Annotated in this window: 17 protein-coding genes and 1 tRNA gene; 15 read left to right on the top strand and 3 right to left on the bottom strand. The window is 71.6% G+C overall.

Annotated elements, in window-relative coordinates:
- The first annotated feature begins 49 nt into the window (after positions 1-49).
- From ACWEJ6_RS09800 to ACWEJ6_RS09765, 8 genes are all read left to right on the top strand, one after another.
- Positions 50-469, top strand: coding sequence for a MarR family winged helix-turn-helix transcriptional regulator (locus ACWEJ6_RS09800; protein ID WP_449920323.1), 420 nt, complete (start codon positions 50-52; stop codon positions 467-469).
- Positions 470-519: 50 nt separating this feature from the next.
- The gene (locus ACWEJ6_RS09795) at positions 520-735 is read left to right on the top strand and encodes a hypothetical protein (protein ID WP_352357954.1); all 216 of its coding nucleotides are present in this window, start codon (positions 520-522) and stop codon (positions 733-735) included.
- Positions 736-738: 3 nt separating this feature from the next.
- A complete protein-coding gene (locus ACWEJ6_RS09790) occupies positions 739-1,269 on the top strand; it encodes a Clp protease N-terminal domain-containing protein (protein ID WP_452422728.1) in 531 nt (176 codons plus the stop codon).
- A 105-nt stretch (positions 1,270-1,374) separates the two neighbouring features.
- Positions 1,375-1,447, top strand: a tRNA-Ala gene (locus tag ACWEJ6_RS09785).
- 138 nt (positions 1,448-1,585) lie between these two features.
- Positions 1,586-2,383 (top strand): hypothetical protein, encoded by a 798-nt coding sequence (locus ACWEJ6_RS09780; protein WP_387663430.1) that lies wholly within the window; start codon positions 1,586-1,588, stop codon positions 2,381-2,383.
- On the top strand, positions 2,380-3,522 hold the full coding sequence (locus ACWEJ6_RS09775) for a sensor histidine kinase (RefSeq protein WP_452422725.1): 1,143 nt from the start codon (positions 2,380-2,382) through the stop codon (positions 3,520-3,522). The genes ACWEJ6_RS09780 and ACWEJ6_RS09775 overlap by 4 nt, the downstream gene beginning before the upstream one ends.
- The gene (locus tag ACWEJ6_RS09770; protein ID WP_364329480.1) at positions 3,519-4,160 is read left to right on the top strand and encodes a response regulator transcription factor; all 642 of its coding nucleotides are present in this window, start codon (positions 3,519-3,521) and stop codon (positions 4,158-4,160) included. The genes ACWEJ6_RS09775 and ACWEJ6_RS09770 overlap by 4 nt, the downstream gene beginning before the upstream one ends.
- A gap of 76 nt (positions 4,161-4,236) precedes the next feature.
- A complete protein-coding gene (locus ACWEJ6_RS09765) occupies positions 4,237-4,683 on the top strand; it encodes a MarR family winged helix-turn-helix transcriptional regulator (RefSeq protein WP_387663435.1) in 447 nt (148 codons plus the stop codon).
- On the opposite strand, the gene ACWEJ6_RS09760 is transcribed toward ACWEJ6_RS09765, so the two are convergent.
- The 3 genes from ACWEJ6_RS09760 to pdxR form a co-directional block, all read right to left on the bottom strand.
- Positions 4,680-6,188, bottom strand: coding sequence for a pyridoxal-dependent decarboxylase (locus ACWEJ6_RS09760; protein WP_452422722.1), 1,509 nt, complete (start codon positions 6,186-6,188; stop codon positions 4,680-4,682). The genes ACWEJ6_RS09765 and ACWEJ6_RS09760 overlap by 4 nt on opposite strands.
- Positions 6,189-6,276: 88 nt before the next feature.
- Positions 6,277-6,462: a DUF4236 domain-containing protein gene (locus tag ACWEJ6_RS09755; RefSeq protein ID WP_352326433.1), complete on the bottom strand. Its 186-nt coding sequence runs from the start codon at positions 6,460-6,462 to the stop codon at positions 6,277-6,279.
- A gap of 36 nt (positions 6,463-6,498) precedes the next feature.
- On the bottom strand, positions 6,499-7,944 hold the full coding sequence (gene pdxR / locus ACWEJ6_RS09750) for a MocR-like pyridoxine biosynthesis transcription factor PdxR (RefSeq protein WP_452422720.1): 1,446 nt from the start codon (positions 7,942-7,944) through the stop codon (positions 6,499-6,501).
- Positions 7,945-8,015: 71 nt separating this feature from the next.
- On the opposite strand from pdxR, the gene ACWEJ6_RS09745 reads away from it, so the two are divergent.
- From ACWEJ6_RS09745 to mmsA, 7 genes are all read left to right on the top strand, one after another.
- Positions 8,016-8,765 (top strand): metallophosphoesterase, encoded by a 750-nt coding sequence (locus ACWEJ6_RS09745; RefSeq protein WP_452422718.1) that lies wholly within the window; start codon positions 8,016-8,018, stop codon positions 8,763-8,765.
- 451 nt (positions 8,766-9,216) lie between these two features.
- A complete protein-coding gene (locus tag ACWEJ6_RS09740) occupies positions 9,217-10,191 on the top strand; it encodes an ABC transporter substrate-binding protein (protein ID WP_452422716.1) in 975 nt (324 codons plus the stop codon).
- 52 nt (positions 10,192-10,243) lie between these two features.
- Positions 10,244-11,752 (top strand): sugar ABC transporter ATP-binding protein, encoded by a 1,509-nt coding sequence (locus tag ACWEJ6_RS09735; RefSeq protein ID WP_387663445.1) that lies wholly within the window; start codon positions 10,244-10,246, stop codon positions 11,750-11,752.
- Positions 11,752-12,765 (top strand): ABC transporter permease, encoded by a 1,014-nt coding sequence (locus tag ACWEJ6_RS09730; protein ID WP_352326440.1) that lies wholly within the window; start codon positions 11,752-11,754, stop codon positions 12,763-12,765. The genes ACWEJ6_RS09735 and ACWEJ6_RS09730 overlap by 1 nt, the downstream gene beginning before the upstream one ends.
- A 5-nt stretch (positions 12,766-12,770) precedes the next feature.
- Complete coding sequence (gene yjfF, locus ACWEJ6_RS09725; protein ID WP_387665247.1) at positions 12,771-13,745, top strand: galactofuranose ABC transporter, permease protein YjfF; 975 nt, start codon at positions 12,771-12,773, stop codon at positions 13,743-13,745.
- A gap of 208 nt (positions 13,746-13,953) precedes the next feature.
- Entirely contained in the window at positions 13,954-15,072 is a 1,119-nt protein-coding gene (gene chvE, locus ACWEJ6_RS09720) for a multiple monosaccharide ABC transporter substrate-binding protein (protein ID WP_352326442.1), read from the top strand.
- 61 nt (positions 15,073-15,133) lie between these two features.
- The gene (mmsA, locus tag ACWEJ6_RS09715; protein ID WP_358284042.1) at positions 15,134-16,663 is read left to right on the top strand and encodes a multiple monosaccharide ABC transporter ATP-binding protein; all 1,530 of its coding nucleotides are present in this window, start codon (positions 15,134-15,136) and stop codon (positions 16,661-16,663) included.
- The last annotated feature ends 5 nt before the right edge of the window (positions 16,664-16,668 follow it).

The following is a 16,668-nucleotide window of genomic DNA, read 5'->3' as shown; positions in this document are numbered from 1 at the left end:
AGTGCCGGGAAACTACCAAAGCTGGATTGATAAAGCTAGACTTGGTTTTGTGCTCGCCAAGGAACTGCGAATCTCGGTCGGGCGGCTCGCCCGCCGCATCCGGCAGCTTTACACCAACGCCTCGGGCGACGACGTGTCGTTCACCGAGCTCGCCGTGCTCTCCCGCCTCGACCGGGACGGGCCGCACACCTCGGCCCAGCTCGCGCACCTGGAACGCATCACCGCCCAGGCGATCGGCACCGTCCTGGGCGGCCTCCACCAGCGCGGCATGGTGGCCCGCGAGCCCGACCCGGCCGACCGGCGGCGGGTGATCACCGCCATCACCGGCTCCGGCCGCGCCGCGCTCGTCAGCCGCGAAGAGGTGATCACCGAACGCCTGGCCGCGGCCGTCGACTCCCTCACTCCCGACGAGCGCGAACGCCTCGCCGCGGCCCTGCCCGTCCTCGCCGACCTGGCCGAACGGCTATGAGGCGTCAGCATGTGTTGACAAGCGGCGCTCTGTCAGCACATGCTGACACCATGGACGTCACCGAACTGGCCGGGGCGGCAGCCGACCGCGACCCCGGAACGGGCCTCGCGGCGGTGGCCGCGCTCAGGGCCCTGCTGGAGGAGCTGGAGGCGGTCCACGTCAGCAACGCCCGCGCGGCGGGGTGGTCGTGGGAGCAGATCGCCGGCGCGCTCGGGGTCCGGCGGCAGTCCGCCCATCGCAAGCACGCCCGCAGAACGGGGAGGTAGCAGGTGTTCGACAGGTTCACGGAAGGCGCCCGCCGGGCGGTGGTCCGGGCCGGGATCCACGCGCTCGACGCCCACCGCGCCACGCTCGACGCCGACCTCCTGCTGCTGGGCGTGGCCGAGGTGCGGCCGTTCTCGTTGTTGTCGTTCACCGCCTCCGATGCCGGCTTGCGCGCCCGCGTCGACCTGGGCGACGCGCGTGCGCTTCTGGCCACCCTCGGCATCGACCTCGACGAGGTGCATCGCCGCACCAGGGCCGGAACGGACGCGCCCGGCCAGTGGGCCCTGCGCCGGTCCCGGCTGCGCCCGCTGCGCGTCGCCCTGGACGGGCCGCTGGGCACGATCCCGCTGGCCATGCACGCCAGGAAGGTGATCGAGGTGGCGATGTGGAAGCCGGGGCCGGTCACCGGCGAACGGCTGCTGTGGGGCCTGCTCGCCGACGGCGCGAACGGCGCCGGCCGCCTGCTCCGCGAGGCCGGGGTCGACGTGGCCGTGCTGGTCAGGGAGGCGGGCATCCCGTCCCGCCGTGCCGCCTGACGCCACGCCGTTCGGGGCGGGCCGGAGAGCTCCTCCGGCCCGCCGGGGCGCGGGATCCGGCGTGACGCGAGGGGTCCGGAAGTCCGATACACTTGGTGATCGCAAGGGGCTATGGCGCAGTTGGTAGCGCGCCTCCATGGCATGGAGGAGGTCTGGGGTTCGAATCCCCATAGCTCCACAGAAGAAAAGGTGGCGTCCGTGAGGGCGTCACCTTTTTTCGTGTCTCCGCCAGGCCGTGTCAATACCTCTCAGGTCACCTCTTGTCCGGACCTGGGGGAGACGCGGGCGGCGGGCCGGAGCCGCGATCGTCGAGGGCATGCGACTTCAACGACTGCAGATCTCGGCGCTCTCCGTCCTCGCGCTCGTCGTGGCGCTCGCACTCGCGCCGCTGCCGGGGCTGCCGTACACCATGGGGTTCGCGCCGCACTGGGTGACCGTGCTGGCCGCCGGGGTGGGGGCGGTCTTCGTGGTGCGGCCGCATCCGGCGGGGCTGCTGCCCGCCCTGCTGCTGCTGTGGTCGGCGGGTGGGCTCGTGCTCGACGTCTTCCGCGCCTTCTTCGCGCTCACCGGCATCCCCGCCGGGGAGTTCGCGCAGGTCGACTGGCCCGGGATGGCGCTGCGCGGGCTCAGCCTGGCGGGCTGCGCGCTGCTGGGCGCGCTGCTGCTGCCGCGCGTCAGGGTGCCCAGCGGGCCCTGGCTCGGGTACGCCGCGTTCGCCCTCGGGTTCGTCTACCCCCTCGCCAAGCTCTACTGGTCGGCGGGCGGCACCCTGCTGCGCCCCGCGGACTACGGCGAGGGCTTCCCGTACGGTGAGACGATCATGCTGGTCATCGGCGCGGTCGGCTCGCTGGCCCTCGTGCAGAGGTGGGGACGGTCGCTGCCGCGGCGGCTGGTGCTGGCCGGCGGTTGGACGGGCGCCGCCATGTTGACCACTATGGGAGCCATGTCCGTTCTAGGCACGTTCTCCCAGCTTCTCGGCCTCACCCAGGGGCCCGTGCCGCTGTCCGAGCCGGCCACGGTGGCGGCGGTCGCGGTCGTGTACGGGAGCTGGCTGCTGTTCGGACTCGCGGTCGCCGGGGCCACCCTCTCCTACCAGCGCACGACGGCACGATGACGCCCCGCCGCGCCGACGTGGTCCTGGCCCTGGTCGCCGGGGTGACGCTGTTCCCGCTCTCGCTGACGGTGGCGGTGTTGTCGGCGCCCGGCGTGCGGGCGGTCCTGCTGGCGGGGGCCTGCCTGGCGGCGCACGCGGCCGTGGCCTACCGGCGGCGGACGTGGGCGTTCCTCGTGGTCGCCGCGGCCTTCGCCGTCCAGGTCGCGGTGACCGGGTTGTTCCTCGTGCTGCCGTCGTCGGCGCTGTTCCCGCTCGCGGTCTACTCCTGCGCCGCCCACGCCCGGCGGCACCCGCCGCTGGTGGTCGGCCTGGCGGGGGCGGGGGCGGCGGCGGCCAGGTTCGCGACCGACTCCAGCGTCGCGGCGGCCGGGCTCGGGCCGGACCCGTGGCTGCTGCTGGCGTTGCTGGCCGCGGTGGTGGTCGCGGCGTGGGGGCTCGGGCTGTACCGGCGGACCCAGCTCGCCCACCTCGACCTGCTGCGGGAGCGGGCCGGCGAGGCCGCGGCGCGGGCCACCGCCGAGGAACGGGCCAGGATCGCCAGGGAGATGCACGACGTGGTCGCCCACGCGCTGGCCGTCATCGTCGCCCAGGCCAGGGGCGGCCGGTTCGCGCCCGCGCGGGCGGCCGAGATCCTGGCCACGATCGAGGAGACGGGCCGCGCGGCCCTCACCGACATGCGGGCCGCCGTCGGCGCGCTGCGCGCCACGCCCGGGGACGGGCCGCCGCCCGGACTGACCGGCCTGCCGGACCTGGTGGCGCGGACCCGGGACGCCGGGCTGCCCGTCGAGGAGATCGTCCGCGGCACGCCGCGTCCCCTCGGGCCGGGGGCCGATCTGGTCGCCTACCGCGTGGTGCAGGAGGCGCTGACGAACACGCTCAAGCACGCGGGCGCGGGGGCGCGCAGCACCCTCCGGTTGGAGTGGACGGACGACGCCCTGCGCATCACCGCCGGCGACACGGGCGGCGACACGGGCGGCGACGCGGGCGGCATCGCCTCCGCCACGACGTGCGGTGACGGGCCGGGGAACGGGCTGGCGGGCATGCGCGAGCGGGTGACCGCGCTGGGCGGGACCCTGGACGTCCGGACGGAGGAGGAAGGCGGGTTCGTCGTCGAGGCCCGCCTTCCGTACCCGGCATGACCATCGGCGTGTACGTCGTCGACGACCAGCGGCTGGTGCGTACCGGCACGGTGATGGTGATCGACGCCCAGGACGACATGCGCGTGGTGGGGGAGGCCGGCGACGGGGTGGAGGCGCTGGCCGGGCTGCGCGCGGTGACGGCGGACGTGGTGCTCATGGACGTCCGCATGCCGCGCATGGACGGCGTGGAGGCGACCCGGCGGCTGCTGACGACCCCCGGCGCGCCCAAGGTGATCGTCCTGACCACCTTCGACCTGGACGAGTACGCCTTCGCTGCGCTGCGGGCCGGCGCGTCGGGCTTCCTGCTCAAGGACGCCCCCGCCGAGGAGCTGCTGGCCGCGGTGCGGACCGTCCACCGGGGGGACGCGGTGATCGCCCCCTCGACCACCCGCCGCCTGCTCGACCACGTCGCGCCGCACCTGCCGGACGCCGGGCCCGACCCGCTGACCGAACGGGAGCGGGAGGTGCTGCGGCACATCGCCTGGGGCGAGACGAACGCCGAGATCGCCGGCGCGCTGTTCCTGTCCGAGGGCACCGTCAAGACCCACGTCGGCCGCATCCTGGCCAAACTCGGGCTGCGCGACCGGGTCCAGGCGGTCATCTGGGCCTACGAGCACGGCCTGAACCGCCGTCCCTGAGCGGTCGTGCACCGGACGCGACGGGCCGTCGAATCATTCATGCTCTGAATGATGTATCGACGCTACCATCGTGCACGTGGACGAAGTCAAGCCGGTGTCGGTGGCGGGGACGATGGCCTTCAGGATCGGGACGCTCGGGGCGATCCTGACCGAGCGGTTCACGGCCGCGCTCGTCCCGCTCGACCTCAAGCCCAAGCACGTCGGGCTGATGACCCTGCTGGAGGCGCGCGGCGCGGCCTCGCAGCTCGACGTCGCCAAGACCATGGGCGTCGCGCCGAGCCTGGTGGTGACGCTGGCCGACCACCTCGAACGGCTCGGCGCGATCTCCCGGGTGCGCGACCCCGGCGACCGGCGGCGTCAGCTCCTCGACCTCACCGCCGAGGGACGCGCCCTGCTCGGCCGGTGCCTGGAGGTGACGCTGGAGCTCGACGCCGAGCTGACCGGCGGGCTCGGCCCGCGGGACCGGGCCGTGCTCGCCAGGGTCCTCGGCACGCTGGCCGCCCAGGCGGGGCTGCCGATCTAGTCGTCGCGGGCGGTCTCCCGGGCGGTCTCCCGGGCGTTCTCCCCGGCGGTCTCCCCGGCCAGGGCGGCGTGGCCCCGGCGGATGTCGGCCCAGGCCCGCTCGACGTGGCGGAGTTCGGTGGCGGGGCCGCCGACGGCCATGCGGAGCACGATCCGGCCGCCGATCGCGGTGTGCGTCAGGTAGAGGGAGCCGCCGGCGTTCAGGGTCTCCATCAGGCGCAGCGTGGCGGCGTCGGCGTCGGCGGGCGGCAGGCCGGGCCAGCGGGGGCGGAAGCAGACCAGGCCGAGCGGGTGCGGCTCGTGCAGTTCGAAGGCGGGGTCGGCGGCGATCAGGGCGGCCAGGTGCTGGGCCAGGGAGACGCCCTTGCGGATGTGGGCGCGCAGGCCCTCGGCGCCGTACCAGCGGATCACCGACCACAGTTTCAGCGCTCTGAACCGGCGGCCCAGCGGGATCTGCCAGTCGCGGTAGTCGACCACCGAGCCGGCCGTGGTCGCGGCGTTGCGCAGGTACTCCGGCAGGATCGACAGCGCGCCGAGCAAGGGGGCGCGGTCGGCCGTCCACAGGACGGTGCAGTCGAAGTTGGTCAGCAGCCATTTGTGCGGGTTGGTGGAGTAGGTGTCGGCGTACTCCGCCACGCCGTCGTTGAGCCCGCGGAACTCGGGGCAGACGGCGGCGACCCCGGCGTAGGCGGCGTCCACGTGCAGCCACACGTCGTGCTCGCGGCACACCTCGCCGATCTCCGGCACCGGGTCGACGGCGGCCGAGGAGGTGGTGCCGACGGTGGCGCAGACCATCGCGGGGACCGCGCCGGCGGCCTTGTCGGCCGCGACCAGCTCGCGCAGCCGTCCCGGGTCCATGGCCAGCGTACGGGGGTGCACGTCCACCACCCGTACGCCGTCGGAGCCGAGGCCCGCGACGCGGGCGGCCTTCTCCAGCGAGGAGTGCGTCTGCGACGAGACGTAGATCGTGTACCGCTCGGCGACGCCCGTGCGCGTGACCCGGCCGCCGCTCGCCCGGTGCAGGGCGGCGAGCAGCGCCACCAGGCAGGCGCTCGACGCCGAGTCCTGGATCACGCCGCCGCCGCGCGCGTCGGTCCTGAAGTGCGCGGGCAGGCCGAGCAGGCTCGCCAGCCAGTCCACCACCACGGTCTCCAGCTCGGTGCAGGCGGGGCTGGTGACCCACAACATGCCCTGCACGCCGAGGCCGCTGGAGAGCAGGTCGCCGAGGATGGCGGGGCCGCTGGCGTTGGAGGGGTAGTAGGCGAAGAAGGAGGGGTGCTGCCAGTGGGTGATGCCGGGCAGCAGGATGGTGTTCAGGTCGTCCAGGACGGCCTCGAACGGCTCGCCGTGCTCGGGCGGCTCGGCGGGCAACGCGCGGCGGACGTCCCCCGGCTCGGCCCGTGACATCACCGGACGGGACTCGATGCCCGCCATGTAGTCCGCGATCCAGTCGACGACCTGCCTGCCGTGGCGGCGGAACTCCTCGGGGGTCATGTGGGCGTTCATGCCTACAGATCATCATCCGGGCGGCGTCCGGGGAAGACGGGAACGGGCCGGAGGCCGCGCGCCTCCGGCCCGTCGTTCCGGCGGGGGGTCAGCGCCCGCTGAGCGTCTTGCGCCAGTGGAAGCCGCCGGGCAGGTTGACCGACAGCGTACGGCGGCCGTCGGCGGTACGCGTCACCCTGAACAGCCGGTTGCCCCAGCTGTGTCCAACGCCGCCGCGGGACAGGTTCAGCCGGACCGGGCCCAGCTTGATCGTCTTGCGGTAGCTCCAGCTCATCGGACTCCTCCGTCGAGGTCGGTGAGAGCCGGTCAACTACCCCGAAAGGCCGAAAATATCGGGGTTTTCGGCGCTGGAGGCGCCTCCTTCGGCGGATGCCCAGGTCAGAGCGTCGGCCAGGGCGTCCAGGGCGGCGGGGAAGGCGCGTTCGGAGGGGGCGGCGTACCCGATCAGCAGGCCGCCGGGGCCGGGCGTCTGGCGCAGCGGGCTCAGGCCGCGCAGGGCGATGCCGCGCCGTTCGCAGGCCGCCAGCACGGCGGACTCGGCCGGCCCGGACGGCGGGAGCAGCAGCAGGGCGCGCAGGCCGGCGGCCACGCCGGGCAGGCGCGCGCCGGGCAGCGGGGCGTCCGGTCCCGGGCCGAGCCGCGACAGCAGCAAGTCGCGGCGGCGGCGGTAGCGCAGCCGCGCGGCGCGGACGTGCCGGTCGTAGTCGTGGTCGTCGATCAGCCGGGCCAGGACGAGCTGGCCCAGCACCCCGGTGTGGGCGTCGGCGTGCAGCTTGGCCTCGGCGACCGGGCCCACCAGGGCGGGCGGGAGCGCCATCCAGCCCAGGCGCAGCGCCGGGGAGAGCGACTCTGAGGTGGTGCCGCAGTAGACGACCTGGTCGGGGGCCGTGCCCTGGAGGGCGCCCACGGGACGGCGGTCGTAGCGGAACTCGCCGTCGTAGTCGTCCTCGATGACCGGGCCGCCCCACTCGCGCAGCAGGCGGCGGCGCGCCGGGGCCAGCGGGACGCCGGTCGGGTACTGGTGCGCCGGGGTCAGCACGGCGGCCGCCACCCCGGACGTGAGGTCGCCGGTACGGGCGCCCTGCCCGTCCACCGCGAGGGGGACGACCGTGCGGCCGGCGCGGCGCAGGACCTCGCGGTAGAAGTCGTGGCCCGGGTCCTCCATGGCGATCGGGCCCGCGCCGAGCACGCCCGCCAGCAGGTTGAGCGACTGGACGAAGCCCGTGGTGACGACGATCCGGTCGGGGGTGGTGCGCACGCCGCGGGTCCTGCCGAGGTAGCCGGCCAGCGCGGTGCGCAGTTCGATCCGGCCCCGGGGGTCGCAGGGGCCGAAGACGTCGGCGGGGGCCGCGGCGAGCACGTGGCGGGTGGCCCGCAGCCAGGCGCGCGCGGGGAAGGCCGACACGTCCGGCTGCCCGGGACGAAGGTCGTGCACCGGCTGCGTCGGCCCGGCGACGGAAGGGGAGCCGAGCAGCGCGGGGGCGGGTGGCAGGGTGTCGGCGACCTCGGTGCCCGAACCCGGACGGGTGGTGAGGTAGCCCTCCTCGGTGAGCTGGTCGTAGGCGGCGCTCACCGTGCCGCGGGCGAGGCCGAGCCCGGCCGCGAGCACCCTGGTCGAGGGCAGACGGGTGCCGGGCGGCAGCCGCCCGTCGCGGACGGCGGCGCGCAGCGCGTCCTCGACGGCCCGTCGCCGCCCGAGTGCGGGATCGAGCTCCAGATGCAGGTCAACTCCGGAACTGGCCCAATATTTAGCCACAAAACCGGATCTTACGGGTGGGCCGGTGGGCGGCTACCGTCGAGGGCGTACCTCGAAAGGAAGTTCTGCCCATGCTCGTGATCGCCCATCTCAGCGACATCCACCTCGGCGGCTCGGACCGGTCGGTCGAGCGCGCCGACGCCGTCATGCGCTATCTGGACGCCCTCCCGTACGACCTCGACGCGGTGCTCGTCACCGGCGACATCGCCGACCACGGTCTGCCCGAGGAGTACGAGCAGGCGCGCAAGCTGCTGACCTCGCGCCACCCGGTCCTCGTGTGCCCTGGCAACCACGACGTCCGCGAGGAGTTCCGGCGGGTGCTGCTCGGCGAGCCGGCCGCGTCCGGGCCGGTCAACCGGGTCCACCGCACCGGCGGGGCCGTCTACGTGTTGTGCGACTCCTCCGTCCCGGGCCGGCCCGAGGGCCACCTGGACGACGAGACGCTGGCCTGGCTCGACGGCGTGCTCGGCACGGAACGCGGCCTGCCGGTGTTCGTGGCCTTCCACCACCCGCCCGCGACGCTGCACTCGCCGGTCGACACGATCATGCTCCAGGCCCCGGAACGCCTCGCCGGCCTGCTGGCCGGACACCCGCACGTGACGGCCGTGCTGGTCGGTCACGCCCACACCGCGGCGGCCACCACCTTCGCCGGCCGCCCGCTGCTCGCCGCCCCCGGCGTGGTGTCCACGCTGCGGCTGCCGTGGGAGGGCGCGACCACGCTGGCCGACTGCGCCGACTACGAACTCCCGCCGGGGCTCGTCTTCCACGTGCTGGACGACGACGGCCGGATCACCACCCACCACCGCGTCGTGCCGGTCTGAGGACGGGCGGCGGCGGGCCGGGAGGCCGCGGGCCTCCCGGCGCCGGGACGGTTCGCTTCATGGGGGGCTCCTCGGACGAGGGACTGTTAGCGCTACCAGTCGGAGTGACCGCTAACAAAGATGATCGGCGTCACGTTAGGGAGGGAACACCCCTGGAGTCAAGGGGTGTCCGGCGTGACGTGACCGTGATGCGGAGGACTCTTGACGGATGTGCTTGTTAACGTTCACAGTCGTGGCCAAGCCAGGAAAGGAGCGATCGCGGGATCGGTCCGGGGTCGTCTCCCCTCGGTCGCGGCCGAGGAGGCGAGGTGGCGGCCCGCCTCCTGGCGCCCCGCGGTCGCCGGTACGCGAGACGGGCACGGCCCGACGGGACCGCGCAGGCCCCCGAGGCAGGAAGGCGCCGGCAGCCGGGTTCGGTTGTTAGCGCTCACATGAGAAGGGAACCCCCCACGTGTTCAGAAGGATCTCGGCGCTGGTGCTCGCCGGGCTCACCGCGATGTCGGTGGCGAGCTGCGGCGGAGGCAGTGGCGGCAGCGGCGGCGGCGACGGCTCGATCACCATGGGCTTCGCCCAGGTCGGCGCGGAGAGCGGCTGGCGCACCGCGAACACCAAGTCCGTGCAGGACTCGGCCAAGAACGCGGGCGTGACGCTCAAGTTCTCCGACGCCCAGCAGAAGCAGGAGAACCAGATCAAGGCCATCCGCTCCTACATCCAGCAGAAGGTGGACGTCATCGCCTTCTCGCCGGTGGTGGAGTCCGGCTGGGACACGGTGCTCAAGGAGGCCAAGGACGCGAAGATCCCGGTCATCCTGACCGACCGCGCCGTCGACTCCAAGGACACCTCCCTGTACAAGACCTTCCTCGGCTCCGATTTCGTCGAGGAGGGCAAGAAGGCCGGTCAGTGGCTGGTGCAGGAGTACAAGGACGCCAAGGACCCGGTGAACATCGTCGAGCTCCAGGGCACCACCGGCTCGGCCCCCGCCAACGACCGCAAGGCCGGGTTCGCCCAGGTCATCGGCGCCGACCCGAAGTTCAAGGTGATCGCCTCGCAGACCGGCGACTTCACCAGGGCCAAGGGCAAGGAGGTCATGGAGGCCTTCCTGAAGTCCAACCCGGACATCGACGTGCTCTACGCCCACAACGACGACATGGGCCTGGGCGCGATCGAGGCCATCGAGGGCGCGGGCAAGGTGCCCGGCAAGGACATCAAGATCATCACGGTCGACGCCGTCAAGGACGGCATGCAGGCCCTGGCCGACGGCAAGATCAACTACATCGTCGAGTGCTCGCCGCTGCTCGGCCCGCAGCTCATGGACCTGGCCAAGAAGGTCGTCAAGGGCGAGCAGGTGCCGGCCCGCGTGGTGACCGAGGAGACCACGTTCACGCAGGAGCAGGCCAAGCAGGTCCTGTCCAGCCGTCAGTACTGATCGTGCGGGCCGGGCCCGGTGGCCCGGCCCCTTCAGGCGGAAGGGGAGGCGCATGGCCGCACCCGTGCCGGTCCTGACGATGAACGGGATCGGCAAACAGTTTCCCGGGGTCAAGGCCCTGGACGGCGTGGACCTGCGGCTGCTGCCCGGCGAGGTGCACGCGCTCATGGGCGAGAACGGCGCCGGCAAGTCCACCCTGATCAAGGTGCTCACCGGCGTGCATCCCGCCGACTCGGGCACGATCGAGCTGGGCGGGCGGCCCGTCGCCTTCGCCGGCCCGGCCGAGGCGCAGCGGGGCGGCATCAGCACGGTCTACCAGGAGGTCAACCTCTGCGCGAACCTGTCGGTGGCCGAGAACATCTTCATCGGCCGCGAGCCGCGCAGGTTCGGGCGCATCGACTGGAAACGCGTGCGGGCCAGGGCCGGCGAACTGCTGAGCGGGCTGGACCTGAGCATCGACGTCTCGGCGCCGCTGTCGGCGTACTCGCCGGCGGTGCAGCAGATGGTGGCCATCGCGCGGGCGGTCGACATCGAGGCCCGGGTGCTGATCCTGGACGAGCCCACCTCCAGCCTGGACGCCGACGAGGTGCGGCAGCTCTTCCGGGTGATGCGGCGGCTCAAGGAGGAGGGCATCGCCATCCTCTTCGTCTCCCACTTTCTCGACCAGATCTACGAAATTTCGGACCGTATGACGATCCTGCGCAACGGACGGCTCGTCGGCGAGTACCTCACCCGCGAGCTGCCCCAGCTCGACCTGGTCGCCAAGATGATCGGCCAGGAGCTGGCCGCGCTCGACCGCCTGCACGGCGAGGCCAGGGTCTTCGACCGCCCGCTGGTCGAGGCGCGCGGGCTGGGCCGGGCCGGGGCCGTCGAGCCGTTCTCGCTCACCATCCACGAGGGCGAGGTCGTGGGGCTGGCCGGGCTGCTGGGCTCGGGGCGTACCGAGGTCGCGCGGCTGCTGTTCGGCGCCGACCACGCCAGCGGCGGCGAGCTGTCCGTCGGCGGCGCGCCCGCCGCGCTGCGCACGCCCCGCGCGGCGATGAACCACAAGATCGCCTTCTGCTCGGAGAACCGCAAGGAGGACGGCCTGATCCCCGACCTCACCGTGCGCGAGAACATCATCCTGGCGCTCCAGGCCACCCGGGGCTGGACCAGGCCGGTGCCGCGCGAGCAGCAGGACGAGCTGGTCGCCCGGTACGTCAAGGCCCTGCGGATCAGCCCGCCCAACCCCGAGCACCTGGTGCGGAACCTGAGCGGCGGCAACCAGCAGAAGGTGCTGCTGGCACGCTGGCTCATCCTGGAGCCCCGGCTGCTCATCCTCGACGAGCCCACCCGCGGCATCGACGTCGGCGCCAAGACCGAGATCCAGCGCCTGGTCGCCGAGCTGTCCGACGGCGGCATGGCGGTGTTGTTCATCTCCGCCGAGCTGGAGGAGGTGCTGCGGCTCAGCCACAAGGTCGAGGTGCTGCGCGACCGGCGGCTGGTGGCCGAGCTGCCCAACGACGAAGCCCTCACCACGGACGTGCTGATGGAGACGATCGCGAGCGGAGGGCGGCCCTGATGCGGCGGCTGTTGTGGCCCGTGGCGGTGCTCGCGCTGCTGCTGGCCCTGAACGTGTTCTTCACCCCCAGCTTCCTGTCCGTCCAGGTCAGGGACGGGCACCTGTACGGGAGCCTGATCGACATCCTGCGCTTCGGCGCGCCGCTGATCCTGGTCTCGCTGGGCATGACGCTGGTCATCGCGACCGGCGGCATCGACCTGTCGGTGGGCTCGGTGGTGGCGATCTCGGGCGCGCTGGCCTGCCTGCGGATCAGCGAGGACGCCGGCGTGCTCGCCGCCGTGGCGCTCGCGCTCGGACTGTGCCTGCTGCTCGGCGCCTGGAACGGGTTCCTGGTCGCGCAGGCGGGCATCCAGCCGATCATCGCCACGCTGATCCTCATGGTGGCCGGGCGCGGCCTGGCCCAGCTCATCACCGACGGGCAGATCATCACGGTCAACAGCCCGTCGTACAAGCTGATCGGCGGCGGGTATCTGCTGGCGGTGCCGTTCGGGGTGCTGCTGGTGCCGGTCGTGCTGGCGGTCACCGCGTTCCTGACCCGGCGGCTGGCGCTGGGCCTGCTGATCGAGTCGGTCGGCGGGAACGCCGAGGCCAGCCGGCTGGCGGGCATCAGGTCGCGCGGGATCGTCATCATGGTCTACGCCTTCGCCGCCCTGTGCGCGGGCATCGCCGGGATCCTGATCAGCTCGAACGTCTCCAGCGCCGACGGCAACAACGCCGGCCTGTGGATCGAGCTGGACGCGATCCTGGCCGTGGTGATCGGCGGCACCTCGTTGTCGGGCGGCCGGTTCTCGCTGGGCGGGACCGTGGCCGGCGCGCTCGTCATCCAGACGCTCACCACGACGATTTACTCCATCGGCGTGCCGCCCGAGACGACCCTGCTGTTCAAGGCGCTGGTCGTGACGGCGGTCTGTCTCGTGCAGTCGCCGTCGTTCCGCGCGAAGGCGCTGCGCCGGCGCGGCGGCAGCGCGCCGCCCAGCCCGGCCCCCGAGGAGAAAGTGCGGGTGACCCTGTGACGACCATGACCGTGGGCCGGGTCGCGTTGCCGGCCCGCCACCTGCCCGTGCTGGTGACGGCGTGCCTGTTCGTGGCGATGTTCGTCGTCGGCGGCCTCCGGTACGAGGGGTTCGCCAGCGGGCAGGTGGTGCTCAACGTCTTCATCGACAACGCGTTCCTGCTGGTGGTGGCGGTGGGGACGACGTTCGTGATCCTGGCCGGGGGCATCGACCTGTCGGTGGGGTCGGTGGTGGCGCTGTCCACGATGATCTCGGCGTCGCTGATGTCGGGGCCGGGGTGGCCGCCGTACGTGGTGGTGCCGGTGGTGCTGGCCGTCGGGTCCGGGCTCGGGCTGGTGATGGGGTACATCGTGCACGCCTTCGACATCCAGCCGTTCATCGTGACGCTGGCCGGGATGTTCCTGGCCAGGGGGCTGTGCTACACGATCGGCACGGACTCGATCCCGATCGAGGACCCGACGTTCACGGCGTTCGCGCAGACCAGGATCGACCTGTTCGCCGGGCTGTGGATCTCGCCGAGCGTGCTCATCGCGGTGGGGGTCGTGCTGGTGGCGGCGTACGTGCTGCACTACACCCGGCTCGGCCGGGCCGTGTACGCGACGGGCGGCAGCGAGCAGTCGGCGCTGCTCATGGGCCTGCCGGTGGGCCGGACGAAGATCACGGTCTACACGGTGAGCGGCTTCTGCTCGGCGCTCGGCGGCGTGCTGCTGTCGTTCTACATGCTCTCGGGCTACGGCCTGCACGCCGTGGGCATGGAGCTGGACGCCATCGCCGCCGTGGTGATCGGCGGCACGCTGCTCACGGGCGGCAGCGGCTTCCTGCTCGGCACGGTGCTCGGCGTGCTGGTGCTCGGCCTGATCCAGACGATCATCAGCTTCGAGGGCACGCTCAGCTCCTGGTGGACCAAGATCTTCATCGGCCTGCTGCTCTTCGTCTTCATCGTGCTGCAACGGATCTTCAGCGCGCGCCCAAGGCGCTGACCTGCGAGGAGACTGCCGCGAAAGTTACCTAAAGGTTTCCGTGAGGTTATGCTCAACCGTTGACATCGTCTTTGTTAGCGATAACAATCGGCGGGAACGAAGCGAGAACTTTGTTCTGATTCGGCACGTTCTGTGACTGAGTCCTCTGCAAGATCGGCAGTTAACGCTCACATTCCGCTGCCGCAACCCCCATTGCAAGGAGTGCCACATGAGGTTGGGACGTATCGGGGGCGTGGTGTCCGCCATCGCGCTCGCCGCGACCATGACGGCCTGCGGCTCCAGCCAGAAGACGGTCGACGCCGACGCCTCCACGTCGGCCGCCGCCGGCGGCGCGGGCGCCCTGATCGGCGTCACGATGCCCACCAAGTCGTCCGAGCGGTGGATCCACGACGGCGACAACGTCAAGCAGCAGCTCGAACAGCTGGGCTACAAGGTCGACCTCCAGTACGCGGAGAACGACATCCCGACGCAGGCCAACCAGATCGAGAACCAGATCACCAAGGGCGCCAAGCTCCTGATCATCGCCTCGATCGACGGCACCGCGATCACCTCGCAGCTCCAGCAGGCCGCCGACGCCAAGATCCCGGTCATCTCCTACGACCGCCTGATCCGCAACAGCCCCAACGTCGACTACTACGCCACCTTCGACAACTTCAAGGTCGGCGTGCAGCAGGCGACCTCGCTGCTCAAGGGCCTCGGCGTGGACGACGGCAAGAAGGGCCCGTTCAACGTCGAGCTGTTCGGCGGCTCGCCCGACGACAACAACGCCACGTTCTTCTGGAACGGCGCCATGTCGGTGCTCCAGCCCAAGATCGACGACGGCACCCTGCTGGTCAAGAGCGGCCAGAAGGACTTCAAGACCGCCGCCATCCTGCGCTGGGACCCGGCCACGGCCCAGAAGCGCATGGAGGACATCCTCACCAAGACCTACACCGGCGGCACCAAGGTGGACGGCGTGCTGTCCCCGTACGACGGCCTGTCCATCGGCATCCTGTCGGCGCTCAAGAGCTCCGGCTACGGCACCAGCGGCCAGCCCTACCCCGTCGTGACCGGCCAGGACGCCGAGCTCGCCTCGGTCAAGTCGATCATCGCCGGCGAGCAGTACTCCACCATCTTCAAGGACACCCGCAAGCTCGCCGAGCAGACGGTGAAGATGGCCGACGCGGTCCTCAAGGGCGGCAAGCCCGAGGTGAACAACACCAAGGACTACGACAACGGCAACAAGGTCGTCCCCTCCTACCTGCTCGACCCGGTGATCGTGGACAAGAGCAACTACAAGGAGATCATCGTCGGCGGCAACTACTACACCGAGGACCAGCTCAAGTAAGGGCCCGCCCCGGGGGACCGCGGTCCCCCGGGGGCACTTCCCACACCTGAGCGAGGGGCATATGACCGAGCACATCTTGCGGATGAGCGGGATCACCAAGACGTTCCCCGGTGTCAAGGCGCTGCAGGACGTCAACCTGGCCGTCCGGCGCGGCGAGATCCACGCCATCTGCGGCGAGAACGGCGCCGGCAAGTCGACGCTGATGAAGGTGCTGTCCGGGGTCTACCCGCACGGCGACTACGAGGGCGAGATCACCTTCGAGGGCGCGCGCTGCGAGTTCGCCGGCATCCGCGACAGCGAGCACGCCGGGATCGTCATCATCCACCAGGAGCTGGCGCTCAGCCCGCAGCTGTCGATCGCGGAGAACATCTTCCTCGGCAACGAGCGCGCCAGGCGCGGCTTCATCGACTGGAACCGCACCAACTACGAGGCCGCCGAGCTGATGCGCCGCGTCGGCCTCCAGGAGAACCCCACCACCACGGTCTCCGACCTCGGCGTCGGCAAGCAGCAGCTCGTCGAGATCGCCAAGGCGCTGTCGAAGGAGGTGAAGCTGCTCATCCTCGACGAGCCGACCGCCGCGCTCAACGACGACGACTCGGCCCACCTGCTCGACCTGCTGCGCGGCCTGCGGGACGAGGGCATCACCTGCGTGATCATCTCGCACAAGCTCAACGAGGTGACCGCGATCGCCGACTCCGTCACGATCATCCGCGACGGCCGCACCATCGAGACCCTGGACATGGCCACCGACCACGTCACCGAGGACCGGATCATCTCCGGCATGGTCGGCCGCGCGCTGGACAACCGCTTCCCGCCGCACGAGTCGACGATCGGCGAGGAGGTGCTGCGGATCGAGGACTGGACGGTGCACAGCCCGAGCCAGCCCGGCCGGAAGGTCGTGGACGGCGCCTCACTCACCCTGCGCAGGGGCGAGATCGTCGGCCTGGCCGGCCTGATGGGCGCCGGGCGCACCGAGCTGGCGATGAGCCTGTTCGGCCGCACGTACGGCGTGCACATCTCCGGCAAGGTCTTCAAGGACGGCGAGCCGATCGAGATCCGCAACGTGCAGGACGCGATCCGCCACGGCCTGGCCTACGCCACCGAGGACCGCAAGCGGTACGGACTCAACCTCATCGAGGACATCAAGCGCAACATCAGCGCCGCCGGGCTCAAGGGCCTGGCCCGGCGCGGCTGGGTGAACGAGAACGAGGAGTACAAGGTCGCCGAGGAGTTCCACCGGAGCATGAACATCAAGGCGCCCAGCGTCAACAGCGTCGTCGGCAAGCTGAGCGGCGGCAACCAGCAGAAGGTCGTGCTCTCCAAGTGGATCCTGACGCAACCTGACGTGCTCATCCTCGACGAGCCCACCCGCGGCATCGACGTCGGCGCCAAGTACGAGATCTACACGATCATCAACCGCCTCGCCGACCAGGGCAAGGCCGTGCTGGTGATCTCCAGTGAGTTGCCTGAGCTGCTCGGCCTGTGCGACCGCATCTACACGCTCTCCGAAGGTCGCGTCACCGGCGAGGTCCCCCGCCGGGAGGCCACCCAGGAAAGCCTCATGCATCTCATGACCAAGGGACAGGAGTAGCTCCG

The organism is Nonomuraea sp. NPDC004702, assembly GCF_053601695.1.
Note: the sequence above shows the minus strand (reverse complement) of the source record. Positions and strands in the feature narration are given on the sequence as shown.